This is a genomic window from Shimia sp. (genome assembly GCF_041624275.1).
Classification (GTDB): domain Bacteria; phylum Pseudomonadota; class Alphaproteobacteria; order Rhodobacterales; family Rhodobacteraceae; genus Shimia.
On sequence record NZ_JBFJVE010000002.1, the window covers coordinates 1 to 25,128 of the forward strand.

Here is a 25,128-nt window from a genome sequence, read left to right on the forward strand (position 1 = left end):
CCGAGATCGCCTTGACCTCGCAGAACTCCTCGATGCCCCAGACACCGCCTTCGCGGCCGTTGCCGGACTGGCCGTAGCCGCCGAAGGGCGAGCCGAGCTGGCGGCCGACGCCATTGGTCTCGACCATGCCCGAACGCACCGAGCGGGCGACGCGCAGGCGTTTTTCGGCATCCTGGGTCTGGATGTAGTTGGTCAGGCCGTAGACCGTGTCATTGGCCATCTCGATCGCCTCGGCCTCATCGTCGAAGGGGGTCATCGCCAGCACCGGGCCGAAGATTTCCTCGCGGTAGATGGTCATCTCGGGGGTGACATCGGCAAAGACCGTCGGGCGCACGTAATAGCCCTTGTTGACGCCTTCGGGACGGCCGAGGCCGCCGGCGACCAGGGTGGCGCCCTCCTTGATGCCGACCTCGATCAGGCTCTGGATCTTGTTGAACTGCAACTCGGAGACCACCGGGCCGATATGACGGCCGCTTTGGTCGGTGGGCCCGACCGAGGTCGCCTCGGCCGCCGCCCGGGCCTGTTCCACCGCTTCGTCGTAGCGGCTGCGTTCCACCAGCATGCGGGTCGGGGCGTTGCAGGACTGTCCGGTGTTGGCCATGCAGTGGATCACGCCGCGCTTGACCGCCTTGTCGTCGGCATCGGCAAAGATGATATTGGCGCCCTTGCCGCCCAGTTCGAGACTGACCCGCTTCAGACTGTCGGCGGCGGCCTTGGAGATGGCGATGCCGGCGCGGGTCGATCCGGTGAAGGAGATCATGTCGACATCCGGGTGCGCCGAGAGCTGCGAGCCGACCCCGATGCCGTCCCCGTTGACCATGTTGAAGACCCCGGCCGGGAAGCCCACCGCATCGACGATCTCGGCAAAGACGATCGACGACAGCGGTGCGATTTCCGAGGGTTTCAGCACCATGGTGCAGCCCACCGCCATGGCCGGGATCGCCTTGAGGAAGACCTGGTTCATCGGCCAGTTCCAGGGGGTGATCATGCCGCAGACGCCGATCGGTTCAAGGCGGATGCGGTCGACATCCTTGTAGGACCTTTCGAACTCGAAGCCATCCAGCGCGTCGAGAAACCCGTCGAGATGCCAGCTGCCCGACCCCCATTGGCCGCCGCGCGCGAGATCGACCGGTGCGCCCATTTCCATGCGCATCGCCTCGGCCATGTCGTTGCGACGCTGGTTGTAGATCTCTCCGAGCCGGCGGATCAGGGCGATCCGCTCGTCGAGCGGCCTGGCTGCCCAGGCCGGGAAGGCGGCCCGGGCGGCGGCCACGGCGGCATCGGTGTCGGCCTGGTCGCCGAGCGAGATCACCGCGCAGACCTCTTCCGTCGCCGGGTCGATGACCTCGAGGTCGCGCGGTGCCACCGGATCGACCCAGCTGCCGTCGATATAGAACTGACGTTTCTCAATCATGGTAATCCTCCGAGAATTTGCCGCACTGTGGCAGGGCGCCTGCCCCCCCGCAAGACCTAGTGCCGCTGCGTCGCAAAAATTTGATCAAATTCTTGCTGATGCCGGAAGAGCCACCGCGACCCGACGGGTCGGGGCCCGGCGGCCGGGTCGGGATGCCTTCGGCGAGGATATTTCGGGCAAGAGAAAGCTGCGGGGTCGGGCGATCAGCTTTGGGGGCGGCGCCTGACCGCGGCGCGATAGCGGGCGCGGGCGAATTCTCGGCGCAGTTTTGCCATCAGGCCGGGGTCTTTCTGCTGCACGGTGGACCCGGCACCGAAGCTTTTTTCAGCGGCGCCGTTGGGCAGGATGGTTTGAACCTTCTGGCCGGTCACCCAGTGCATCTGCAGCAAGGTGTCGACCGGGCGGTCCAGCGTTTCAGTGGCTTTCAACAGCCGCGCGGCGGCCTTGCGGCCGACCACCTGCGCCGTGGTCTGAAGGCCGATGATGCGCGGGGTGAACAGGGTCAGACCCTGTTCCCGATCTTCGGCTGTGGTCAGGGGTTCGCGGTCTTTCGGCGGGATGCGGATGAAGCTGTCGGGGGTGGCGTTGCGCGCGATAAGCGCCAGGAGCGGTGCCAGTCTGTCCGGCGCGATCTCGAGGTCGTCTTCGGCGATGATCGCCGCCTCCCAGCCCATATCGATTATTTTCTGCCAGCAGGCGCGGTGGCTGAGAAAACAGCCCACCTCGCCGCCCCTGATCGGAAAGGGGTAGCGCGGCTGATGCAGGGTGCCGGGGCGCAGGTCGACACCCGCCAGTACCTCGGGTCGGCGCCCGTCGACGGCCTCGATCAGCTGCGCCTGCGGCAGGTCGGCCAGCAGCCGGTCGACATTGCCGCGCCGGGCAGTGCTTGAGGACATATGGATGATCAGGCTGTGCATGGGGCAGGCATAGCCGCGATGGGGCAAAAGAAAAAGCCCCGGCGCGTTGACCGGGGCTTTTCGTTGTTCGCTTGGCGTTCAGGCTCAGCCGTCCTGCTTTTCACGCTTTTCGCGCGGCTGCTGCGGGATCTCTTCGCCGGTTTCCTGATCGACGATCTTCATCGACAGGCGGACCTTGCCGCGATCGTCAAAGCCCAGGAGCTTGACCTTCACGTCCTGGCCTTCCTTCAGCACGTCCGAAGGATGGTTCAGGCGGCGGTTTTCGATCTGGCTGACGTGCACCAGCCCGTCGCGCTTGCCGAAGAAGTTCACGAAGGCGCCGAAATCGACGATCTTCACCACCTTGCCGTTGTAGATCTCGCCCACTTCGGGCTCGGCCACGATGGCGTGGATCATGTCATAGGCCTTCTGGATCGAGTCACCGTTGGGCGAGGCGATCTTGATGATGCCGTCGTCGTTGATGTCGACCTTGGCGCCCGACACTTCGACGATCTCGCGGATCACCTTGCCACCCGAACCGATCACTTCGCGGATCTTGTCGGTGGGCACCTGCATGGTCTCGATGCGCGGCGCGTGCACCGAGAATTCGGCGGCGCCGGTCAGCGCCTTGCTCATCTCGCCGAGGATATGCATGCGGCCTTCCTTGGCCTGGGCCAGGGCTTTCTCCATGATCTCCGGGGTAATGCCGGCGACCTTGATGTCCATTTGCAGCGAGGTGATGCCGTTTTCGGTGCCGGCCACCTTGAAGTCCATGTCGCCGAGGTGGTCTTCGTCGCCCAGGATGTCCGACAGGATCGCGTAGGAGCCGTCGTCTTCGAGGATCAGACCCATCGCGACACCGGCCACGGCCGAGGTCAGCGGCACGCCGGCGTCCATCATCGACAGCGAGCCACCGCAGACCGAGGCCATCGAGGACGAACCGTTGGATTCGGTGATTTCCGACACCACGCGGATGGTATAGGGGAAGTCGGTCGCCGCCGGCAGAACCGCCTGCAACGCGCGCCACGCCAGCTTGCCGTGACCGATCTCGCGACGGCCCGGGCCCATCACACGGCCAACTTCGCCGACCGAATAGGGCGGGAAGTTATAGTGCAGCAGGAAGTTCGAGCGGTAGGTGCCGTTCAGCGCGTCGATCATCTGCTCGTCGTCGCCGGTGCCCAGCGTGGTGACAACCAGACCTTGGGTTTCGCCACGGGTGAACAGGGCCGAACCGTGGGTCCGGGGCAACAAGCCGGTCTGGCATTCGATGGCACGGATATCGGTGGTCGAACGACCGTCGATCCGCTTGCCGGTTTTGACGACGTCGCCGCGCAGGATGCCGGCCTCGAGCTTCTTCATCGCCGAGCCGAGGTTGGCGTCTTCCAGCTGCTCTTCGCTGAGCGCTGCCTTGATCGCCTCGCGGGCGGCGGCAACAGCGGCGGTGCGCTCCTGCTTGTCGGTCAGGGCAAATGCGGCGCGCATCTCGGTCTCGCCAGCGGCTTTCACCGCCTCGTAGAGGTCCGAGTATTCCGGCGGCTGGAAGTCGAAGGGCTCTTTGGCGGCTTCTTCGGCCAGTTGGATGATCAGGTCGATCACCGGCTGGAAGGAGTCATGGGCGAATTTCACCGCGCCCAGCATCTCGGCTTCGCTCAGCTCGTAGGCTTCGGATTCCACCATCATCACGGCGTCTTTGGTGCCGGCGACGACCAGATCAAGACGCTGATCGGGGTTGTTGCGCAGCATGTGCATGTCGTCGACGGTCGGGTTCAGAACGTATTCGCCATCTTCGAAGCCGACGCGGGCGGCGGCGATCGGGCCCATGAAGGGGGCGCCCGACAGCGTCAGGGCCGCCGAGGCCGCGATCATCGCCACGATGTCGGGGTCATTGACCAGATCGTGGCTCAGCACGGTGCACATCACCAGAACTTCGTTCTTGAAGCCGGGCACGAACAGCGGGCGGATCGGGCGGTCGATCAGGCGCGCGGTCAGGGTTTCTTTCTCGGTCGGACGCGCTTCGCGCTTGAAGAAGCCGCCGGGCACCTTGCCCGCAGCATAGTATTTTTCCTGGTAGTGAACGGTCAGCGGGAAAAAGTCCTGACCGGGCTTGGGGGCCTTGGCGAAGGTCACGGCGGCCATCACCGAGGTTTCGCCCAGCGTTGCAATCACACAGCCGTCGGCCTGGCGGGCAACCTTGCCGGTTTCCAGCGTGAGGGTCTCTTCGCCCCACTGCATCGTTTTCGTCGTTACGTCAAACATGTATCATATCCTGGTTGGAAGCGCTCCCGGGCGTTCCCGGGTCTCCCGTTTCAATGGCGGCCGCATTGCCGCCGATCCCTATTCATCCTTGTTTCGGGTGCCGGGATCCGGGCACCACGTCTCAGATGCTGGCGCCATATAACAAAACCGGTGCTTTGAAAACTGAAATCTCGAAACCCAGCGGTTTGACGCCGGCCCCGAATTTGCCGCGCCCTCTGCCGATTGTCGCCATGTCGCGGGGCCAGATTGCCGGCGCGGGCCCGTCTTGACGCGGCAAAACGGCATATAGAAAAGTGAGTTTCATGAAAGCGTTTCTGGCAACCCTGATTTCGACCCTGATCCTGATCGCAGTCCCGGCCCAGAGCCAGGAACAGGCGCCGCGCATCCTGGCGATGGGCGACAGTCTGATGGCCTGGCACAGCGTGACCGGGCGCTCGGTCGGCCATGTGCTGGCCAAGGAGCTGGGCGAGCCGGTCGCCACCCATGCGGTGAGTGGCGCGCGCATTCTTTACGCGCTGCCGATCTCCGGCGCCATCGGCCTCAAGATCGCCAAGCAGTACCGGCCCGGCGACTGGGACTGGATCGTGCTCAATGGTGGCGGCAACGACCTGTGGATGGGCTGCGGCTGCCACAAATGCGAGCGTCGCATGGGGCGGATGATCTCTGAGGACGGGCGCAGGGGGGCGATCCCGCATCTGGTGAGCACCCTGCTCGGTTCCGGTGCCAAGGTGATCTATGTCGGCTATCTGCGCAGCCCCGGGGCCTGGTCGCCGATCGAGGCCTGCCGCGACGAGGGGGAAGAGTTCGAGGCCCGGCTGGCGGCGCTGTCAAAGCTGCTGCCGGACATGCATTTCCTGTCGCTCGCCGATCTGGTGCCACATGGCGACCGCTCGTATCACGGGCTCGACATGGTGCACCCGTCCTACAAGGCCAGCCGCGAGATCGCCGGCATGGTGGCAGAGGTGATTCGCCGCCACGACTGAGCTTTGGACACCTGCCCGCCACCTGCCCTGATGCGGAAACAAAAAACGCCTGCTCCGAGGAGCAGGCGCTGATCGTCCGTTCGGATCCAAGCCTTAGCGGCGCAGGCCCAGACGTTTGATGAGGTCCAGATAACGGGCCTCGTCCTTGCCTTTCAGGTAGTCCAGCAGCTTGCGGCGCTGGGCAACCATCTTCAGCAGACCACGGCGGCCGTGGTTGTCTTTCTTGTGGGTCTTGAAATGCTCGGTCAGGGTCGCGATGCGCGACGACAGGATGGCAACCTGGACCTCGGGCGAACCGGTGTCGCCGTCCTTGGTTGCGTATTCCTTCATGACGCGGGCTTTTTCTTCAACAGTGATCGACATCGGGGTCTCCTGTGGTCAAAGGGTTGAGGGCGCAAGCCGGGATGTCGTCCAGCAGGGTCCGTGGAGAGAATCCCCTTGGGTTTCCCAAGCGGATGCGCGCGTATAAGGGATTTCGCGGCGAAAGGAAAGCCCGGGCGTGATGCCGCCGCCGCGAGGGGTCAGGGCTGCAACAGCGCCCGCGCCTCGGGGCTGTCGAGCGGTACCAGCGCGATATCCGCCGCCGTCAGTTCGGCGCCGCCCTGAACCGTGGCCACCAACTTGCCGTCGACCAGCACCTCTGTCGTGGCGCTGGCGCCGGTGCCGGGGCGAAGCACGATTTCCGGGGGCGTGCCGTCATCGTCGTAGAGCAGGATCAGGCTGTCTTCATCCGCGGCGAAATCGGTGATCGTGATCGCCTCGCCGCCGTCGGCCCAATCCTCCAGCAGCATGTGGTCGTGACCCTGCCCGCCCGAGATCCAGTCGCCCTGCCCGGCCAGAATGGTGTCGTCGCCGTCTCCGCCGTTGAGAAAATCGGGCGCCGATCCGGGCGCATCGCCGCCGCCGAGGATCAGGTCGGCGCCATCACCTCCGAACAGCGTGTCGCCGCCGGAGTCGCCGTCGAGCAGGTCGTCGCCCTCGCCGCCATGCAGCGCGTCGCCGCCCTCGCCGCCGAACAGGCTGTCGTCGCCGGTGCCCCCGGTCAGGGAATCGTCGCCCGCCTGTCCGCGCAGCAGGTCGTCGCCGACATGGCCGAACAGGCTGTCGTCGCCCGCACCGCCGAACAGGCTGTCGCGGCCATCTTCGCCATGCAGCAGGTCGTCGCCCGCCTGTCCCGACAGGTGGTCATTGCCGGTGCTGCCATAAAGATGATCGTCGCCCGGCCCGCCGAAGATCGCGTCGTGACTGCCATAGCCGTTGATCTGATCGTCGCCGGTGCCGCCGCTCAGCGCATCGGCGCTGGCGCTGCCGGAAATGATCTGATCCGGCTCGCTGCTGGCGGGCGGGCCGACCCCGAAGCCGGGGCCGGGCCCTGCCATGTCCAACAGGTCCGGCGCATCTTCAGGCGTTGGCGGGCGATCGTCTTCTGCCGGGTCGGCATCGCTGTCGTCTTCGTCGACGGCACCGAAGTCGAAAGAGACCACCGCCGCCGCACCTGCGGCCAACAATCCGAAAAGACCCGTGAAGAACAGCATCTGTCACCAACCCATTTCAAGCCCCGCCTCAGTTTCGGGCAAGGGCCCGTGGCTGTAAACGGCAGGCTGGGGGCGTGGTTAATCCAAGCCGTCTAATCGGCCAGTGACCAAGGCTGCGGTTGCTGCGCATAGGCGATGTAAAGCGGGTGCCGCGGATGGCCGGCCTTGGTCAGGCCGAGGCAATGCACCTCGCGTCCGGTGGCCCGCAGCACCTCGCGCATGGCCGCGCCGCGCCCGAGATGCGCCCCATGCGCGCCCCAGCCGGCGATGATGACGTCCGCCCAGTGGCAGGCGCGCCGGATGGCCTGATCGTTTTCCGGACCTTCGGGCGCCTTGTGCCGGCGCATTTTCTGCGGGTCGGTTTCGCGCAGGGCGAAGATGTTGACCGCGCAGAAGCCGCCAAACCCCAGCGCCCGCGCCCGGCGCTCGCAGCGTTCGATGGTCGGATCGTTCTGCACCTCGGTCGCCTGCGAGGGGTTCAGCATGATAAAGGTCGCGCGCCGGCCTTCGGGATCCCAGACCCGGGTCAGCGCATAGCGGTAGGTCTCGCAATCCGAGTATTCGGCCACCGAGGCGGCGTCGCCCTTCTGGTGCTGCCGGACGATCACGCGTCTGCCCAGACAAACACCCTGTTGGGGTGCAGTTCCCCGGCCTTGAACACACCGACCGCCAGCGCCCGGCCCTCGAAGGATGCCCAGGCTTCCTCGCCATACTCCACGTCCTGGGCGATCACCATGCCGGGGTTGCCGTTGCGCAGGCGGGTCGCGCCCTCGGCCGTGCATTTCACCTCGGGCAGATCCGAGAGGGCCTCTTCAAGCGGGCGCAGATAGGCGTCCAGCTGCCCGGTTTTCGCCAGTCTGTCGATCTCTTCGACGCTCACCCCATCCTTGGCCTCGAAGGGGCCCGACCAGATGCGGCGCAGGCACAGCACATGGCCGTGACAGCCCAGCGCCTCGCCCAGATCGCGGGCGATCGAGCGCACGTAGCCGCCCTTGCCGCAGGTCATCTCGAGCGTCACGTGATCGGAGTCGGGGCGGCCGGTCATCACCAGTTCCTCGACCCAGAGCGGCCGCGCCGCGATCTCGACATCCGCGCCGTCGCGGGCCAGTTTATAGGCGCGCTGGCCGTCGATCTTGACCGCCGAGAACTTGGGCGGCACCTGCATGATGTCGCCGACGAACCGGCCCAGCGCGTCCTTGATCTGATCGTCCTCGGGGCGCAGATCGGATGAGGCGATCACTTCGCCCTCGGCGTCATCGGTGTTGGTGGCCTGGCCCAGGCGCACGGTGAACTCATAGCATTTCAGGTCGTCGGTCACGTAGGGAACGGTCTTGGTCGCCTCGCCCAGCGCCACCGCGAGAACGCCGGTGGCCTCGGGGTCCAGCGTGCCGGCGTGACCGGCCTTCCTGGCGTCCATCGCCCAGCGGACCTTGTTGACCACGGCGGTCGAGGTCATGCCGGCGGGCTTGTCGACCACCAGCCATCCCGAAATGTCGCGTCCCTTGCGCTTGCGTCCCATGTGCTGTCCGTTCCCGACTGTTGAAGGCGCGCAGGTAGCCCAAGCCATGGCGCGTGTCAAACCGGCAGGGCCCGCACCGCAGGGCGCCGGTGGCAGTGGCTCAGTCCCGCGCCACCACGCCGACCACGGGCCCCATCCAGAAGCCTGGGTCCGAACGCCCGAGCTGCGGCGCGTGCAGGCGGCTGATCTTGCCGTCGAAGTAGAGCGCGCTGGGCAGCTTCAGGTGGTCGCGGAACAGGCGGCCAAAGGCGTGGAAGGTGACCGGGGCGTTCGAGATCGCGAACACCGCGCGGCGCCCGTCGGCGCTGGTGCCGACGCCGTTGCGCAGAAAGCGCGAGGTGCCGTCGGCAAGAAAGCGCGGATGCAGGGCGCCATCGATGACCAGCATCGGGCCCGACTGGCTGGCATAGGCGCAGGCCGGCTGCCGCGCCTGAAAGCCGAGGGTTTCGATGACGTCGGCGCGCCCGGACCTGATGCAGAACACGCCATTGGGCAACAGTCCGAAATTGCCGGCGCTGGCCCCGGTCAGCAGCCGCCCTTCGCGGTGATCGCCCTCGACATAGAAGCCGACCGGGCTGCGGTCCATGTGATACATGCCGGCATTCATCGCAAAGGCCAGCCTCTGCCCCTCGGGCAGGCTGCGGTCGATGATCGAGAACTGCCCCAAGGGGGCGCCCTTGGTGTCACGCAGGAACAGGCGCAGGTCTTCCTGCTGCGCGTCGACCTCGCAAATCGTATAGGGGCTGTCGTCGAAGGTGATGTCCCGGCAGTCGACCGCCGCCGCAGCCTGGGCCACGCACAGGGCGGCAAGGGCGGCGAGGGGGGCGGCCAGGCGCATCATCCGTCGTCTTCGATGTCCCGGCGCACGTGATCCTGGCTGAGCATCCGGCGGGTCTCGTCCATCTGGTCGAAGGTCTGATCCAGCTGAAAGCGCAGGTCGGGGGTATATTTCAGCCCGGTCTTCTTGCCGATCGCGCGGCGCAGCTCGCCGCGGTTCTGGGCCAGAAGCTTCAGCACCTCGTCCTGCCCCTTGCCGCCCAGCGGCAGCACATAGGCGGTGGCGATCTTGAGATCGGGCGAGGTGCGCACCTCGCCCACGGTGATCGACATGCGGTTGAGGTCGGGATCGTGCACGTCGCCGCGCGCCAGAACCTCGGACAGCGAACGCCGGATCAGCTCGCCGACGCGGAGCTGACGTTGCGAAGGGCCGGGGCCGTCATGAAACTTGTTCTTTGCCATGGGTTCCACTTAGGGCTTTCGCAAGGCTTTGCCAAGCGTCGCCGCACAGGGTACACCGGAGCCAACCCACAACAGCCGACAAGGAAAAACAGCATGCAAGACCTGCCAGGGATCGTGATTACCGGCGCTTCGGGCCGCATGGGCCGGATGCTGATCGAGACCGTGAGTGCCAGCGACAAGGCGCGGCTGGTCGGAGCCGTCGAGCGCGCCGGCCACCCCTGGATCGGCCGGGACATCGGCGAAGCGATGGGCGGGCAACCGCTGGGCGTTGCGGTGACCGACGAGCCGCTCGAGGCCTTTGCCAAGGCGCAGGCGGTGATCGACTTCACCGCGCCCCAGGCGACGCTGCAATTTGCCCGGCTGGCAGCCCAGGCGCGGGCCGTGCATGTGATCGGCACCACCGGCATGAGCGAGGAGGAGATCGCCCTGCTCGAGCCCTGCGCCCGCCACGCGGTGATCGTGCGTGCCGGCAACATGTCGCTGGGGGTCAACCTGCTGACCCAGCTGACCCGGAAAGTGGCTGCCGCACTGGACGAGGATTTCGACATCGAGGTGATCGAATCGCATCACAACCAGAAGGTCGATGCGCCCTCGGGCACTGCGCTGATGCTGGGCGAGGCGGCGGCCGAGGGGCGTGGCGTCTCGCTGTCGGACGTGGCCGACCGGGGCCGTGACGGCATCACCGGCGCCCGCCGCAAGGGCGATATCGGCTTCGTGGCAATCCGCGGTGGCGACATCGTCGGTGAACATGATGTGATGTTCGCCGCGCCGGGCGAACGCATCGTGCTGCGCCACCTGGCGACCGACAGGGCGATCTTTGCCCGCGGCGCGCTGAAGGCGGCGCTCTGGGGGCAGGACAAGAAGCCCGGCGAGTACGACATGATCGACGTTCTGGGCCTGTAGGAAGACTCCGGCCCGCGCCCCATGCGAGTGGGCGCGAAGGCCCCTGGTTGCGGTTTGGCGGAAGGTCCGTTGCGCAGCGAGCCGCCGCTGCGGAAGGGGCCGGAACATTCCTGTTGGCAGATTGCAGGACATGTGGTTTTATGTGCCTAGACAAAAAATTGAACAGTCATTCAAGAAACTGGATGACGTCAAAACAGGGAGAACACCATGACCAATCCGATCTTGTCGGGACTGTCCGCACTGACGCTGACCGCCGCCCTTTCGGGCGCTGCCGTTGCCGCCGACCTTGGCGCCACGGACGAGCCGATCCGGCTGGCGATCAACGAGTGGACCGGCCAGCATGTCACCACCCATGTCGCGGCGGAAATGCTGCGAGCGGCCGGCTATAAGGTCGAGTTCGTCACCGCCGGCATGCTCAACCAGTTTCAGGCCATTGCCGACGGCGACATCCACGCGACGCTGGAAATCTGGTCGTCGAACGTCTCGGACCAATATGCGCTGCTGAAAGAGGCCGGTCAGCTCGAAGAGCTGTCCGATCTCGGGCTGAACGCACGCGAGGGCATCGCCTATCCGGCCCATGTCGCCGAGATCTGCCCCGGCCTGCCGGCCTGGGAGGCGCTGAAGGACTGCGCGATGAATTTCGCCACCGCCGAGACCCTGCCGATGGGCCGGCTGGTGGATTACCCGGCCGACTGGGGCACTCCGGGGGCGGATCGCATGGCGGGGCTGGAATTGCCGTTCAAGGCGGTGCCGGCGGGATCCGAAGGGGCCCTGATCGCCGAGCTGCGCGCCTCCACCGAGAAGAAATCGCCGCTGCTGGTGACCTTCTGGCAGCCGCATTGGGCGATGTCCGCCTATGACGTGAAATTCGTCGATCTTCCGGCCGGTGAAGAGGCCTGTTTCAGCGATCCGGCCTGGGGTCCGAACCCGAACGCGGTCAACGACTGCGACTTTGCCCCGAGCCGTATCTTCAAGGCCGGCTGGGTCGGAATGAAGGACAAGTGGCCCGCCGCGCATGAGATTCTGGTCAACTACCAGCTGGCGGTCGAGGATCAGCAGCCGATGATGGGTGCGGTCGACGTCAGCGGGATGAAGGTCGAGGACGTGGTCGCGGAATGGATGCGCGCCAACCCGACAAAGTGGAAGCCGGTTGTCGAAGCGGCCACCCGCTGAACCATGGCTGCACCTTCCGGAACCGCCCCGGCGATCGCGGTCGAAGGCCTGTGGCAGGTCTTCGGCACCGACGCGCGGTCTGCACTTGACGCCGCGCGCCCGGCCGGCGGTTCGCGCGCCATCGCCGAGGAGCTGAAGTCGCGGGGCCTGATCCCGGCCGTGCGTGATGCCAGCTTCGAGGTCGGTTCCGGCGAGCTGTTCGTCATCATGGGCCTTTCTGGGTCTGGAAAATCGACCCTGATCCGCTGCATTTCGCGGCTGATCGAGCCCACGGGCGGCGCGGTCAGGATCGACGGCGAGGACATTCTGAAAGCCAGCGAAAAGCGGCTGATCGAATTGCGCCGCCACAAGCTGGGCATGGTGTTCCAGCATTTCGGCCTGTTTCCGCATATGACGGTGATCGACAATGTGGCCTTCCCGCTGAAGATGCAGGGTGCAGGCCGGGCCGAGCGCCGGGCCCGCGCTGCCGAAGTGTTGCAGATGGTCGGTCTCGAGGGGCGCGAAAGCGCCTATGTGCGCGAATTGTCCGGTGGCCAGCGGCAACGCGTCGGCATTGCCCGGTCGCTGGCGGTCAACCCCGATATCTGGTTCCTGGACGAGCCTTTTTCGGCGCTCGATCCGCTGATCCGGCGCCAGTTGCAGGACGAATTCCTCAACATTCAGGCGACGCTGAAGAAATCCATCGTCTTCATTACCCATGACATTACCGAGGCGCTGAAACTGGCGGATCGGATCGCCATCATGAAAGACGGCGAAGTGGTACAGATCGGCACACCGGAAGAGATCGTGCTGCACCCGGTCGACGACTATGTCGCCGAGTTTTCCAAGGATGTGGCCAAGGGGCGCCATGCGCGGGTCGAATCGGTGATGCGCGCGGATCTGCCCGATCACATGCCCGATGATCCGGGTCTGCGCGCGGACATGACCCTCGACACCGCGCTGGCGCGCTGCATGTCGCTCTATCAGCCGGTTCCGGTTCGCGGCGCGGATGGGACAGTGATCGGCGCGGTCAACCCAAGCGACCTTGCTGCCGCCTTGCAGGCGGAAGAGACGTGAGCCTGTCGTCTGAAGCCGCCGGCCGCCCCGGTCGAGCCTCGGGGCTGGGGCCGGGGGCACGGGCCGCCCTTCTGGTGCTTGTGGTCGGAGCTGCCTGCCGCCTTTTCGGTGATGTGTTTCCCTGGCTGGTTGCCTGGCCCGAGGTGCTGGTTCTTCCGGTCACCGAATGGGTCGGAACCGGGGTTGGCTGGCTGCTTGCGCTGCTGAAACCGGCGGCGCGCGGGCTGGCCGGATTGCTGGGCTACCCGATGGCCTGGACCAGCGCGGTTCTGGGCGGCGCGCCCTGGCCCCTTATCATTGGCGGCACCGCGGCGCTGGGCTGGTATCTCGGCGGGCTGCGGATGGCCTTGCTGGGCGCGATCGGCCTTGGTCTGGTCCTGCTCTCGGGCTATTGGGTCGAAGGCATGAACACGCTGGCGCTGGTCACGGTATCGGTGCCGCTGGCCCTTCTCGCGGGAACGGCGATCGGAATTCTGGCCTATGAAGTGCCCCGGATCAAAGGCGCGGTGAACGCGACGCTGGACGTCATGCAGACGGTGCCGACCTTTGCCTATCTGACCCCGCTGCTGATCCTGTTCGGATTTGGCCCGGTGGTGGGCCTGATTGCTTCGGCGATCTATGCCGCCCCGCCGATGGCACGCAACGTGCTGCTGGGGCTGGAGCGGGTGGACAGCGAGATTCGCGAAGCGGCGGTGATGTCGGGGGGCACCCGGCGTCAGCAGTTGTTTCTGGTGGAGCTGCCGGCCGCCGCGTCCCAGATCATGGTCGGCGTCAACCAATGCCTGATGGCGGCTTTGTCCATGGTCATCATCGCCGCCGTGATCGGCGGTTTCGAGGACATCGGCTGGGAGGTGCTGTTGACCATGCGCAAGGCGCAGTTCGGACAGGCGTTCCTTGCCGGGCTGGTGATCGTGGCATTTGCCATCGTGATCGACCGCCTGTCGGCGCGGCTGGCGCAGCCGCATGTGCCGCGCAACCCGAAGGTCGTCGCGGCGATTGCGGGTGTTTCGGTGCTGCTGGCGGCCGTGGTGTTCTTCCGTGGCGGCGATGTGGCGGCCTTCGCCGCCTTCGACGGGCTGGCAGAGGCCGTCGACCGGGGTGTCGGCAGCTTTACCGCCCGCAACGGCGCCACGCTGGACGGCGTCAAGAACGGTGCCATGTTCTATGGCCTCTTGCCGCTGCGCATCGGGCTGGCGGATGCGGTGCTGCCCTTCACCTGGGGGTTCAAGTGGACCGCGACGCATTCGCTGATGCTTTACGGGGTCGCGGTGGTGCTGGCGGCGTTTCTCGCCTGGCGCGGCCAGCTGGTGATCGGCTTCTTGGCGATTATCCTGACCGGCATGCTCGAGGTCGGCGTGGCGCAACTGCCCTGGGTCTTCGTGCTGGCGGGCGCGGCGGCGCTGGGCTGGGTGTCGTCGGGCTGGAAATTGGCGCGCTTCGCGGTGATCCTGCTGCTGTTGATCCTGGTCAGCGGGCTCTGGTCCCGGGCGCTGTTGTCGCTTTATCTGTCGGGAGCCTCGGTCCTGGCCTGCGCCGTGATCGGCGGTGCGCTGGGCCTCTGGGCTTCGGTTAGCCGCACGGCCTGGGCGGTGATCCAGCCGATCTGCGACCTGTTGCAGACCATCCCCCTGTTCGTGTTCCTGATCCCGGTGCTGATGTTCTTTCAGATCGGCGAGTTCTCGGCCTTTCTGGCGATCTGCCTTTACGCGGTGGTGCCGATGATCCGCTATACCCGCCACGGGCTGGTCACCACGCCCGACGAGATGATCGAGGCGGCACGGGCCTCGGGTGCGGGCCGCTGGGCCGAGATGGTCGAGGTGCGGGCCCCCTATGCGGCGCCGACCATCCTCTTGGGCCTGAACCAGACCATCCTTTATGCCTTTGCCATGCTGGTGATCGCGGCGCTGATCGGCACCACCGGGCTCGGCCAGTCGATCTATCTTGCGCTTGGTCAGGCGGATGTCGGGCTGGGGCTGACGGCCGGGGCGGCGATGGCGATCCTGGCGCTGGTCGCGGACCGGCTGGTGCAGGGTTTCGCCGAATAGCGGCGCCGGGCGCTGGGATTGTGAATTTGGCGCGGGAGGGGCGCTGCCCCTCCTGGCCTGTGGCCAGTTCACCCCGGAGTATTGTTCAAGAGATGAAGCGGCAGGGCCTCAGAAGTCGATGGCGATGCCCTTTTTCTCCCAGTCGCCGTAGCGCACCGGCTCGGGCCCGTCGCGGCCGCCCAGCTCGGTCGGCATCTCGAGTGCCTTGGCCTTGCGGCGGCGCTCTTCCGCCTCGGCCAGGGCGCGCTGTGCGGCGGCGGGCAGGTCGGATCGGGGCTGGTCGGGCGTATCGGTCATGGGCAGGGTTCCTTTCGGGCCACGCCCCTGATATATGCGCGCGTCCCCTGTCGGCAAGCCCAATGGTGTAAGGAGCGTCTTCATGTCCCAGAGCGGAGTTCAAGCCCGTCGCAGCGCGGTATATCTCTTGGATCAGGTATTGGGCGAGGGTCGGCTTTTGTCCGAACTGATCGGCGGCGGCGCCCTCGACAAGTTGCAGCCCGAGGATCGCGCGCGGGCGCAGCGGCTGGCGAGCGAGACCCTGCGCGGTCTCGAGCGGGCCGACCGGATGCTACAGAAGCACCTTGCCAAATACCCGCCGCTGACGGTGCGCAACGTGCTGCGTCTGGCGACGGTCGAATTGTGCAGCGGCGGCGCGGCGCACGGGGTGGTGAACGCGGCCGTGGAGATTGTCGGGCGCAACAAGCGCACCGCCTCGATGAAGGGTCTGGTCAACGCGGTGCTGCGCAAGGTCGCGGCGGCCGGCCCCGAGGCCTGGGACATCCTGCGCGTGCCGCGCCTGCCGAAATGGCTGCGCGGGCCGCTGGTCGAGGCCTATGGCGCCGAGGCCGTGGCGGCGATGGAGGCGGCGCATTTCGCCGGTGCGCCGCTGGATCTGACCGCCAAGGGCGACCGGGGGGCGCTGCATCGCTCGCTGGGCGGAACCCTGCTGCCCACGGGCAGCGTGCGGCTTGAGAGCGCCGGGCAGGTGTCGACCCTGCCGGGGTTCAAGAAGGGCAGCTGGTGGGTGCAGGACGCGGCGGCGGCGCTGCCGGTGCAGATCCTGGCGCCGCAGCCGGGCGAACGGGTGCTGGATCTCTGCGCGGCGCCGGGCGGCAAGACCATGCAGATCGCGGCGCGGGGCGCCGAGGTGACGGCAGTGGATGATTCCGAGACCCGCATGGCGCGGCTGAAGCAGAACCTGAAACGCACCGGCCTCGGGGCCGAATGCGTGGTCGGCGACGTGATGGAACAGGGCGGGCAGTGGGATGCCATCCTGCTGGATGCGCCCTGTTCGGCGACGGGCACCATCCGCCGCCATCCGGACCTGCCCCATGCCAAGGACGGCGGCGAGTTCGCGGCGCTGATCGAGATGCAGGCGGTGATGCTGGACCACGCGCTGTCGCTGCTGAAGCCCGGTGGGCGGCTGGTGTTCTGTACCTGCTCACTTCTGCCGGACGAAGGCGAATGCCAGGTCGAGGACGCCCTGGCGCGGCACAAGGAGCTGCGCGCCAATCGCGAGGCGCTGAACATCCCCGGCGTGGATCCGGCTTGGATCACCGAGGAGGGCGGGCTGCGTCTGCGCCCCGATTACTGGGCCGACAGGGGCGGGATGGACGGTTTTTACATCGCCTGTCTGGAGAAGGCCTGAGAGAAGAAGGCCCGAGAGAAAGCCGGAGCGCTGCCGCGCCGCCGCCGGGATCGCACCGGCGCCCCGCTCAGCCCTTTCCGGGCTTGCCGACGATGACGAAGTGCAACCCCTCGGGGCGCAGCAGTTCCGCCGCCACCCTGTTCACATCGGCGCGCGTCACCGCGTTCACCCGCGCGTTGCGGGTGGCGATATAGTCGGTCCCGAGCCCTTCGATCTGCATGCCGACGAGAATCCGCGCGATCGCACCGTTGCCGTCGAAACGCAGCGGATAGGCACCGGTCAGCAGCGCCTTGGCCCGCGTCAGCTCTTCTTCGGTGACGCCATGGGCCGCCATGCGTGCCCATTCCGCCCGGATGACCTCGACCGCCTCGAAAATCCGGTCGTTGGCCGAGGACACGCTGCCGAGATAGAGCGCCGCGAGATCCTTGGGCACCAGGTAGGAATAGACGCCGTAGGTCAGGCCGCGCTTGACGCGCACCTCTTCCATCAGCCGGCTTTCGAAACCGCCGCCGCCAAGAATGGTGTTGAGCACATAGGCGGCAAAGAAATCCTCGTCGTCCCGGGCCATGCCCTGATGTCCGAACAGGGCCACCGCCTGCGGGGTGTCGTAATCGATCAAGGTCGTGCCGCCGCTCAGCATCGGCTGCACCGGGGCGGGCATCGGGGCGCCGGCGGCGGGCAGATCGCCCAGAAGGTGATCGAGCAGGGTGCCAAGCTCGGCCTCGGTGATGTCGCCCACCGCCGCAACATGGACCCGGTCGCGGGCCAGAAGCCCCCGGTAGGCGGCGACGATGTCGTCGCGCGACAAGGCCTGCACCGTCTCGGCGCTGCCCTCGAGCGGCGAACCGTAGGGGTGGTCGCCAAAGGCCAGCGCGTCGAAGGCGCGACCGGCAATCGCGTTCGGATCCTGCGCGTCCGAGCGGATGCCGGCCAGAACCTGCCCGCGCACCCGTTCCAGCGCGGTTTCGTCGATGGTGGGGGCCACCAGCGACAGGCGCAAAAGCGCGATCGCCTGGTCCTTGTTTTCGCTCAGGAAGCGGGCCGACACCGAGGCCGTGTCGTCGCTGACGTCATAGTCGAACTGTGCCGCCAGCGCTTCGGCGGCCCGTGCGAACCCCTGAGAATCGAGGGAACCGGCTCCTTCCTCGAGCAGGCCCATCATCAGGTTGGTGGCACCGCGTTTGCCCGGAGCATCCAGCGACGCGCCGCCGCGAAAGCGGATCTCGAGGGCGACGAAGGGGATCGACGGCTCTTCGACCAGCCAGGCCGACACGCCCCCCGGCGATGTCACTTCCCTGACCTCCACCCCGGCCCTTGCGGGCAGGGCCAGAAGCAGCGACAGGACCACGATCATCCAGTATTTCATTGCAGCCCCTCCTTGGCGCCGGGCGCGGCGAGCCAGCCGGTCACCGAACGGCGCCGGTCAAGCACCTGCCGGGCCGCGGCAAGAATCTCTGCCTCGGTCACCGATTGCAGCAGGTCCGGCCAGTCCTGCACATCCCTTACCGTCAGCCCCGAAGCCAGCGCCTGACCATAGCGGTTGGCCAGCGACTCGACGCTGTCGCGGGCGTAGATCTGTGCCGCCCGCACCTGGCGGCGGATACGTTCCAGCTGCGCCGGGTCCACCCCGGTTGCCAGAAAGTCGGCCAGCACTTCGTCCATGGCGGTCTCGGCTTCTTGCAGCGACACGCCCTCTGCCGGCACGACGGTCAGGCCGAATACCGTCCGGTCCAGAGAAACCCCCCGGTAATGGGCGCTGGTATAGACCGCCAGCTGGCGGTCGAATTGCAGTTTCTCGGTCAGGATCGAGGTGGTGCCACCGCCGAGAATCTCGGCCAGAATGGTCAGCGCGGCGGCGGTCCGCTGCTTGCCGGGGTCGCGTTCGGGGGCAAGATAGGTCCGCGCCAGATAGGGCTGCGAAACCCGCGCATCCTCGAACACCAGCCGGCGCGGCGCCGTTTGCTGCGGTTCCTGCGGCCGCTCACGCGGCATCAGGGCGGGGTTGGCGGGCAGGTCGCCGTAATGGGTTTGGGCCAGCGCCAGCACCTGTTGCGGGTCGACGTCACCCGCCACCACGACAATCGCGTTGTTGGGCGCGTAATACTGCCGGTAGTAGGCCAGCGCGTCGGCCAGCGACAGGCTTTCCATCTCGTGGCGCCAGCCGATGATCGGCACCCCGTAGCGGTGGTTGAAATACTGGGCCGCGTCCATCTGTTCGCGCATCAGCGCTCCGGGGCTGTTCTCGACCCGCTGGTTGCGTTCCTCGATGATGACATCGCGCTCGGTCAGGATCTCGGCCTCGCCGAGGCGCAGATTGACCATGCGGTCGCTTTCCATCTGCATCATCAGCGCCAGCCGGTCGGCGGCCACCCGCTGGTAATAGGCGGTATAATCATTGCTGGTAAAGGCATTGTCGCGCCCGCCATTGGCCGCGACAGTGGCCGAAAACGCGCCCGACTCCAGGGTGTCGGTGCCCTTGAACAAGAGGTGCTCGAGGAAATGTGCCACCCCCGAAACGCCGGCCTGCTCATCGGCCGACCCGGCACGATACCAGACCATGTGGATGACCACCGGCGCGCGGTGATCCTCGATCACCACCAGTTGCAGGCCGTTGTCGAGCCGGAAATCACTGACCCGTTCCGTGGCCGCAACCGGCATCGCCGCCAGAACCGCCACCGCGACCAGCGCCAAGAAGCGTGTCATGGGTGTCTCCCTGTTGTTCCCGGACATGAGGGATAGTTACGGCCCAGGCCGCCGGCTTCAAGGGGCAAGCGGGGCGGTCACGAAATCGTTTTCCGGCGCTTATCGCGTCGGCGGTGCGGTCGGCGTTGCCACCCCGGCGCCGCGCCAGCGGTACAGTTCGCGATACTGGTCGAGGTGGTAGCGTTTGTAGACCTCGTTGTAGCGGTCCTGCTTGACCAGCCGGATATTGGTGAACCGGCCGCGGCTTTGGCGGAAGGCTTCGTCGTCGCTGGCCAGGCTGGCGCGGATGTCCGGCGACAGGCCCTGCCGGCTGGCATAGTTCACCAGCGAGGAATCCCGGCCCGGGATCGCGGTCGCGTGTTTCGCACTGCGCGACCCGCCAAGGGCAACCACCGCGTCGCCCAAGGGGTCGAGATCGGTGCGATTGCCTTCGCCCGGCGTCGGCGCCGGCAGCGAGGTGTAATTGGGCGGTGCTTCCAGCGGCTTGTTGGGCAGGATGCGAAACTCGTCCGGGCCGTCCCCGTTCGAGCTCAGGTGGCGCACGCCCTTGTCGTTGCTGCACGCGGCAAGCAACAGGCTGGCTCCCAAAATCAACGCACGCGACAGACGCATGGCAAAACTCCTGCTTCGACGGCTCCGCTTTTAGCGCATCCCGGGGCCGAGGTCACGCGGCCTTTTTCGTCCCGCCCAGCAGGATCAGCCCGAAAGCGCCGACAAAAATCCAAACGTCTGCCAGATTGAAGGCAAAGGGGTTGTTGATGCCGCAGCAGGACATGTTGATGAAATCGGCGACGGCGCCGTAAAGCAGGCGGTCCACCACGTTGCCCAGCGCCCCGCCGACCAGAACCCCGGCGCAAAGCAGCCCCCAGCGGCCGGGCGGATCACGCCGCACCCAGAGCAGGACGAAGACCGAAATCGCAATGGCGATGCCGATCAGCGCCCAGCGCCCGGCATCGGTGTCGCTGGAGAAAAGCCCGAAATTGGCGCCGCGATTCCATGCCATCAGCAGGCGCAGATAGGGCGCCATGACGTCGATCTGCCCGCGCGAGGCCAGATCGAGCACATGCACCACGAGATATTTCACTGCCTGATCGGAAAGAAAGGCCCAAAACCCTGCCCAGAATACCAGACGCATCGCGCGCCTCCTTTCTGCTCATGCGCGCGCCCTTCTTGGCGGGGCTTGCGCCGTTTGCGTCGCGGTCCGGGGTTTCCGGCCCCCGGGCCGCGACAATATGGCCGCCCTCAGTGGCGGAAATGGCGCATGCCGGTGAACACCATGGCCAGCCCGGCTTCGTCCGCTGCCGCGATCACTTCGTTGTCGCGCATCGATCCGCCCGGCTGGATGACGCATTTGCCACCGGCGGCGGCGGCTTCCAGAAGACCGTCGGCAAAGGGGAAGAAAGCATCCGAGGCCACCGCGCAGCCCTTGGCCGGGCTTTCGTCCATGCCCAGTTCGGCCGCCATGCGCTCGGCCTTGGCGGCGGCGACATTGGCGCTGTCGAGCCGGCTCATCTGGCCGGCGCCGACGCCGACGGTGGCGCCGTCCCGGACATAGACGATGGCGTTCGACTTGACGTGTTTCGCGACTTTCCAGGCGAACAGCAGGTCGGCCATTTCCGCGTCGCTCGGGGCCTTCTTGGTCACCACCTTCAGGTCGTCGCGCCCGACATGGCCGACATCCTTGTCCTGGATCAGCATGCCGCCGGCGACCTGTTTGTAGGCCATGATCGGCTGGCGCGGGTCGGGCAGGGCTTCGGTCAGCAGCAGGCGCAGGTTCTTCTTGCCGGCAAAGATTTCCTTGGCGTCTTCCGAGGCGCCGGGGGCGATCACCACCTCGGTAAAGATCTCGACGATCTTGCTGGCGGTGTCGGCGTCCAGCGGCTGGTTCAGCGCCACGATGCCGCCAAAGGCGCTGGTGCGGTCGCAGTCAAAGGCCTTCTGATAGGCTTCGGCCAGGGTCGCGCCGACAGCGACGCCGCAGGGGTTGGCGTGTTTGATGATCGCGCAGGCCGGGCCGTCGGCGGGGTCGAACTCGGCCACCAGTTCGAACGCGGCATCGGTGTCGTTGATGTTGTTGTAGCTCAGTTCCTTGCCCTGCAGCTGAACCGCCGTGGCGACGCCGGGACGGTTCGAGCCATCGGTGTAGAACACCGCTTTCTGATGGCTGTTCTCGCCGTAGCGCAGCGTTTGCTTGACGGTCCCGGCGACGGCGCGACGGCGCGGCGTCTCGTAGCCGACGGCCTCGGCCATCCAGTTCGACACCGCGGCATCATAGGCGGCGGTGCGGGCATAGGCGATCTGGGCCCGGCGCTTGCGGAACTTCGAGCAGGTGCCGCCGTTGTGCTTGTCCATGTCGCCAAGCAGCTTGTCGTAGTCCTCGACGTCGACGATCACCGTCACGTCGCCGTGGTTCTTGGCCGCCGCGCGGATCATCGCCGGGCCACCGATGTCGATGTTCTCGATGCAGGTCTCATAGTCGGCGCCGGCGGCAACCGTGGCCTCGAAGGGGTAGAGGTTGACCACCAGAAGGTCGATCGGGCCGATGCCGTGTTCTTCCATCGCCGCCACGTGGTCGGCATTGTCGCGCAGCGCCAGAAGCCCGCCATGCACCATCGGGTGCAGGGTCTTGACGCGGCCGTCCATCATTTCCGGAAAGCCGGTCACCTCGGACACGTCCTTGACCGCGAGACCGGCCTCGCGCATGGCCTTGGCGCTGCCGCCGGTCGAAAGCAGTTCCACGCCACGCTGGGACAGCGCCTGTCCCAGCTCGATCAGGCCGGTCTTGTCTGAAACGGAAATCAGGGCGCGGCGGATGGGGGTCGGTTCGGTCATAGGTTCACAAGTTCCAAGGTCAGGTTGTCATATCCAGCTCGTCCCGGTTGAGGTCTCGGATCGCCACGGAGGAATCCTGGGCTTTGGTCAGAGACCACCGGATGCGCGTCGCATACTCCATTGCGACGCCAGAGAGAACGACCTGTTTTGTCGCGCGGGGTTTTAGACGTGTTTTTTCGAGAAAAACACTGGGCTCAAGGGTCATCCGGGCGCCTTTCCCATGGCGGAATATCCAGATCTCGCCGCTTTTCAGCGCCACCGAGACCGCGGTGCCGCCAAGATCGAGCGTGGCGTCGGCCTCGGGGTGGAGGTGAAAGCGAATCTGGAGCGGAATGCCCTGAAGCGACTTGGCGTCCATCGCCCGGTCGAAGCGGCGCTTGGCCGGATCGTCCAGCGCCACCAGAAGATCTTCGCCCACCACCCCGCGCCCGTCGAAGGTCAGCTCGAGGGTGCGCGCATGGGTCAGACCGTGGGTGCGCAGAAACCCGTCGTGGCCGCCCTGAAAGCGCTGACCGTCCGGTGCCTGGCTCATCTGGATCGGCACCTTGCGCGGCGCATCGACGAGCTGTTCCTCGCGCCATCCGCGCCCGGCATCGCCGAGCCGGGCGCTGGAATAGCCGTCCAGCGACAGGGTCGAATGGCTGGGGGTGGCGCGGCCGGCGCGGCGCCAGTCCGGGCCGAAGCTGACCCCGGAGCCGCAGTTGACGATCACCGGCCGGCGGCCGCTGGTCAGCTCGAAGGCAAGGGTCGAGGCATGGGCGTTCACCGAGGCGCGCCCGGCCGGCGGCGGGCTGGCATCGACGATGATGCTGGTGCGCCCGGCCGACAGGCGGGCATAGCCCATCGAAAGCCCGTCCGACTGCCGCGTCTTGACCTGGCTTTCCGCCAATGCGTGGTCGAGCCGCCCCTCGAGGCCGCGGCCGCCGCAGTGGAAGCGGGCCAGCCCGCCGTCGGAATGGCGCAGTGTTCTCAGGGTCGGCGCGATTCTGGAAATCGCCTCGACATGGGCCGCGCCCGGGCTCTGGCCGGCCCCGCTCAGCGCCGCCGCGGCCCAGGTCAGCAGCGTGAACACTTCCAGCAGCTCTTCGGGGTTGCGGGTCGGGATGCCGCCCTGTTCGTCGACCTGATCGCGGCATTCGCGGTCCAGCGCCCGGACCGCCAGCGCCACGTGGCTGCCCATCCCCTCGAGCGCGAGACCGGCATAGATCAGCCCGGTCAGCGCCTCGAAACGGGGCAGGCCCGAGGCCGATTTCTGCCAGCGCCGCGACAGGAAGATCGTCTGCTGGCCGAGCGATCGGTAGAAGGCCTGCGACTGGGCGGCATCGCGGCCGCGCAAAAGGAACAGCGCGTGGTTGATCCAGCGGATCAGCCGGCGGCCGGTCAGGTCCGGGGTCCAGCCGGGGCCGCTGCCGCGCCCGTAAAGGGCGATCCAGGCCCAGACCCAGTCCTGGGCCCTGGCCTGCGCGGAGGGGTCGCCGACCGCCGCGAGATCGTCGAGCCAGGCAAAGCCCTGCAGCTCCTGCGCGTAGACCGGGTCGGCGACCCGGATCTCCCAGAGCGATTGTTCGGGGGCGGTCACCAGGTGGCCGGCGAACAGGTAGTTGCCGGCGATCAGCTGGCGGCCGCGGGCGAAACTGCCGATGGTGCGCGGTTCGGGCATCGAGGTGAAGGCCGTCGCCGGGCGCGCGCGCGTGCTCAGCCGTGCGTGCACACGGTGCATGAAACGCGTCCAGCGCGCCGAAACCCCGTTCGGGTGGCTCATCTCTCTGCCTCTGCGCCTTGGTGGCTTTTTGGGCCACAATAGAGCCGAGCCAGCGCAAAGTCACCGATTGAATCGTGCCTGTGCGAAGTGAGGGCCCGAAGAGCGGAGCCGCAGCGCGGTCCGCCGCTGCCCACGCAGAGGGGCGCTGCCCCTCGCCCGGCGCCTGCGGGGCAAGCCCCGGTCTCACCCCTGAGTATTGTCGAAGAGATGAAGCCCGGGGGCTGTGGGCGGTTCAGCCCCGTTCGGCGGCCAGCATGGCGCGCAGGGCGGCCTTGTAGGTGGGGTGTTTCAGAGTCACGCCCAGTTCGTCCTTGATGCGGTCGTTGCGGACCCGCTTGCTGTCGGAATAGAAGCTGCGCGCCATCGGGCTCATCTCGGCCTCTTCGAAGGGCACGGCGGGCGGGGGCTCCATGCCCAGCAAGCGGGCCGCGTATTCGATCACCTCCTGGGGCGGGGCCGGGTCGTCGTCGCAGACGTTGTAGATGCGCCCCGGATCGGGCCGGGCGATCGAGGCCGCGAGCACCTGGGCGATGTCCTCGATATGGGCGCGGCTGAAGACCTGGTTCTTCTTGATCACCCGCTGGGCCACGCCCTTGCGCAGCTTGGCAAAGGGGCCGCGCCCCGGGCCGTAGATGCCGGCGAGGCGGAAGACATGCACCGGCAGGCCGGGTATTTCCAGCCATTCGCCTTCGGCCAGAACCCGGCGCCGGCCACGCAGCGTTGCCGGCTCGGTGGGCGAATCCTCGTCGACCCAGCCGCCGTCGTGATCGCCGTAGACCCCCGTGGTCGACAGGTAGCCGACCCATTGCAGCCGGGGGGCGGCGCTTTCGATCACCGCGCGATGGCGGCGCAGCACCGGGTCGCCCTCGGCATCCGGCGCGATCGAGGTCAGCAGGTGGGTCACCCCCTCGAGCGCCGCCTCGAGATCGCAGGGCCAGAGCAGGGGCTCAACGCCTTCGGCCCTGAATTCAGTGAATTTTTCCGGTTTGCGCGTGGTGCCGATGACGCGCCAGCCCTGCGCCGCCAGCTGGCGCCCCAGTTCGCGCGCCGAGAACCCGTGTCCGAGTGAAAGCAATGTGTTCTTCATGGCCGCAACCTGCCCTCATGCGCGCCGGCATTCAAGCAAAACCCTTGATCGGCGCGCCCGCACGCGGTTCACTGGGT

Annotated in this window: 24 protein-coding genes; 6 read left to right on the forward strand and 18 right to left on the reverse strand. The window is 66.8% G+C overall.

Features of this window, described 5'->3' with window-relative positions:
- From ABZD10_RS00280 to ABZD10_RS00295, 4 genes are all read right to left on the reverse strand, one after another.
- Window positions 1-1,414, reverse strand: a 1,414-nt coding sequence (locus tag ABZD10_RS00280) for an aldehyde dehydrogenase family protein (protein ID WP_372884094.1), incomplete at its 3' end; no start/stop codon positions are given.
- A 203-nt stretch (window positions 1,415-1,617) separates the two neighbouring features.
- Window positions 1,618-2,331 (reverse strand): glycosyltransferase family 25 protein, encoded by a 714-nt coding sequence (locus ABZD10_RS00285; protein WP_372884095.1) that lies wholly within the window; start codon window positions 2,329-2,331, stop codon window positions 1,618-1,620.
- Between the two features lie 84 nt (window positions 2,332-2,415).
- On the reverse strand, window positions 2,416-4,566 hold the full coding sequence (gene pnp, locus ABZD10_RS00290; protein ID WP_372884096.1) for a polyribonucleotide nucleotidyltransferase: 2,151 nt from the start codon (window positions 4,564-4,566) through the stop codon (window positions 2,416-2,418).
- A 121-nt stretch (window positions 4,567-4,687) separates the two neighbouring features.
- Entirely contained in the window at window positions 4,688-4,870 is a 183-nt protein-coding gene (locus ABZD10_RS00295) for a hypothetical protein (RefSeq protein ID WP_372884097.1), read from the reverse strand.
- On the opposite strand from ABZD10_RS00295, the gene ABZD10_RS00300 reads away from it, so the two are divergent.
- Complete coding sequence (locus ABZD10_RS00300; protein WP_372884098.1) at window positions 4,869-5,549, forward strand: SGNH/GDSL hydrolase family protein; 681 nt, start codon at window positions 4,869-4,871, stop codon at window positions 5,547-5,549. The two genes, ABZD10_RS00295 and ABZD10_RS00300, sit on opposite strands and share 2 nt — an antisense overlap.
- Window positions 5,550-5,642: 93 nt before the next feature.
- Here the strand turns inward: ABZD10_RS00300 and rpsO are convergent, their stop codons facing one another.
- The 6 genes from rpsO to rbfA form a co-directional block, all read right to left on the reverse strand.
- Entirely contained in the window at window positions 5,643-5,912 is a 270-nt protein-coding gene (gene rpsO / locus ABZD10_RS00305) for a 30S ribosomal protein S15 (RefSeq protein ID WP_372884099.1), read from the reverse strand.
- A gap of 158 nt (window positions 5,913-6,070) precedes the next feature.
- Window positions 6,071-7,084, reverse strand: coding sequence for a calcium-binding protein (locus tag ABZD10_RS00310; RefSeq protein WP_372884100.1), 1,014 nt, complete (start codon window positions 7,082-7,084; stop codon window positions 6,071-6,073).
- Between the two features lie 92 nt (window positions 7,085-7,176).
- A complete protein-coding gene (locus ABZD10_RS00315; protein ID WP_372884101.1) occupies window positions 7,177-7,692 on the reverse strand; it encodes a DUF1643 domain-containing protein in 516 nt (171 codons plus the stop codon).
- Window positions 7,689-8,603: a tRNA pseudouridine(55) synthase TruB gene (gene truB / locus ABZD10_RS00320; protein ID WP_372884102.1), complete on the reverse strand. Its 915-nt coding sequence runs from the start codon at window positions 8,601-8,603 to the stop codon at window positions 7,689-7,691. Before truB ends, ABZD10_RS00315 begins: the two co-directional genes overlap by 4 nt.
- Before the next feature lie 100 nt (window positions 8,604-8,703).
- On the reverse strand, window positions 8,704-9,444 hold the full coding sequence (locus tag ABZD10_RS00325; protein ID WP_372884103.1) for a phosphodiester glycosidase family protein: 741 nt from the start codon (window positions 9,442-9,444) through the stop codon (window positions 8,704-8,706).
- Window positions 9,441-9,842 carry a 30S ribosome-binding factor RbfA gene (gene rbfA / locus ABZD10_RS00330; RefSeq protein WP_372884104.1) on the reverse strand — a complete coding sequence of 134 codons (402 nt, stop codon included), beginning with the start codon at window positions 9,840-9,842 and terminating at the stop codon, window positions 9,441-9,443. The genes ABZD10_RS00325 and rbfA overlap by 4 nt, the downstream gene beginning before the upstream one ends.
- A 93-nt stretch (window positions 9,843-9,935) precedes the next feature.
- Between rbfA and dapB the strand changes: the two genes are divergently transcribed.
- From dapB to ABZD10_RS00350, 4 genes are all read left to right on the forward strand, one after another.
- Window positions 9,936-10,745 (forward strand): 4-hydroxy-tetrahydrodipicolinate reductase, encoded by an 810-nt coding sequence (dapB, locus tag ABZD10_RS00335; protein WP_372884105.1) that lies wholly within the window; start codon window positions 9,936-9,938, stop codon window positions 10,743-10,745.
- Window positions 10,746-10,952: 207 nt separating this feature from the next.
- Window positions 10,953-11,918, forward strand: coding sequence for an ABC transporter substrate-binding protein (locus tag ABZD10_RS00340; RefSeq protein ID WP_372884106.1), 966 nt, complete (start codon window positions 10,953-10,955; stop codon window positions 11,916-11,918).
- A 3-nt stretch (window positions 11,919-11,921) separates the two neighbouring features.
- Window positions 11,922-12,974, forward strand: a complete 1,053-nt coding sequence (locus ABZD10_RS00345) for a glycine betaine/L-proline ABC transporter ATP-binding protein (RefSeq protein WP_372884107.1) — start codon at window positions 11,922-11,924, stop codon at window positions 12,972-12,974.
- Window positions 12,971-15,019, forward strand: coding sequence for an ABC transporter permease (locus ABZD10_RS00350; protein ID WP_372884108.1), 2,049 nt, complete (start codon window positions 12,971-12,973; stop codon window positions 15,017-15,019). The genes ABZD10_RS00345 and ABZD10_RS00350 overlap by 4 nt, the downstream gene beginning before the upstream one ends.
- Window positions 15,020-15,127: 108 nt before the next feature.
- Here ABZD10_RS00350 and ABZD10_RS00355 read toward each other — a convergent pair whose 3' ends face one another.
- Complete coding sequence (locus ABZD10_RS00355; RefSeq protein ID WP_372884109.1) at window positions 15,128-15,316, reverse strand: DUF1674 domain-containing protein; 189 nt, start codon at window positions 15,314-15,316, stop codon at window positions 15,128-15,130.
- Between the two features lie 82 nt (window positions 15,317-15,398).
- On the opposite strand from ABZD10_RS00355, the gene ABZD10_RS00360 reads away from it, so the two are divergent.
- Entirely contained in the window at window positions 15,399-16,667 is a 1,269-nt protein-coding gene (locus ABZD10_RS00360) for an RsmB/NOP family class I SAM-dependent RNA methyltransferase (protein ID WP_372884110.1), read from the forward strand.
- Window positions 16,668-16,734: 67 nt separating this feature from the next.
- On the opposite strand, the gene ABZD10_RS00365 is transcribed toward ABZD10_RS00360, so the two are convergent.
- The 7 genes from ABZD10_RS00365 to ABZD10_RS00395 all read right to left on the reverse strand — a co-directional run bounded on the left by ABZD10_RS00365 (window position 16,735) and on the right by ABZD10_RS00395 (window position 25,051).
- Window positions 16,735-18,033, reverse strand: coding sequence for a M16 family metallopeptidase (locus ABZD10_RS00365; RefSeq protein ID WP_372884111.1), 1,299 nt, complete (start codon window positions 18,031-18,033; stop codon window positions 16,735-16,737).
- Window positions 18,030-19,370 carry a M16 family metallopeptidase gene (locus tag ABZD10_RS00370; RefSeq protein WP_372884112.1) on the reverse strand — a complete coding sequence of 447 codons (1,341 nt, stop codon included), beginning with the start codon at window positions 19,368-19,370 and terminating at the stop codon, window positions 18,030-18,032. Before ABZD10_RS00370 ends, ABZD10_RS00365 begins: the two co-directional genes overlap by 4 nt.
- A 99-nt stretch (window positions 19,371-19,469) precedes the next feature.
- Window positions 19,470-19,982 (reverse strand): DUF3035 domain-containing protein, encoded by a 513-nt coding sequence (locus ABZD10_RS00375; protein ID WP_372884113.1) that lies wholly within the window; start codon window positions 19,980-19,982, stop codon window positions 19,470-19,472.
- Between the two features lie 52 nt (window positions 19,983-20,034).
- The gene (lspA, locus tag ABZD10_RS00380; RefSeq protein ID WP_372884114.1) at window positions 20,035-20,505 is read right to left on the reverse strand and encodes a signal peptidase II; all 471 of its coding nucleotides are present in this window, start codon (window positions 20,503-20,505) and stop codon (window positions 20,035-20,037) included.
- Between the two features lie 107 nt (window positions 20,506-20,612).
- A complete protein-coding gene (purH, locus tag ABZD10_RS00385) occupies window positions 20,613-22,202 on the reverse strand; it encodes a bifunctional phosphoribosylaminoimidazolecarboxamide formyltransferase/IMP cyclohydrolase (RefSeq protein WP_372884115.1) in 1,590 nt (529 codons plus the stop codon).
- A 19-nt stretch (window positions 22,203-22,221) separates the two neighbouring features.
- The gene (locus ABZD10_RS00390; protein ID WP_372884116.1) at window positions 22,222-23,964 is read right to left on the reverse strand and encodes a heparinase II/III family protein; all 1,743 of its coding nucleotides are present in this window, start codon (window positions 23,962-23,964) and stop codon (window positions 22,222-22,224) included.
- A 232-nt stretch (window positions 23,965-24,196) separates the two neighbouring features.
- Window positions 24,197-25,051 (reverse strand): SDR family oxidoreductase, encoded by an 855-nt coding sequence (locus tag ABZD10_RS00395; RefSeq protein ID WP_372884117.1) that lies wholly within the window; start codon window positions 25,049-25,051, stop codon window positions 24,197-24,199.
- Window positions 25,052-25,128 lie beyond the last annotated feature (77 nt).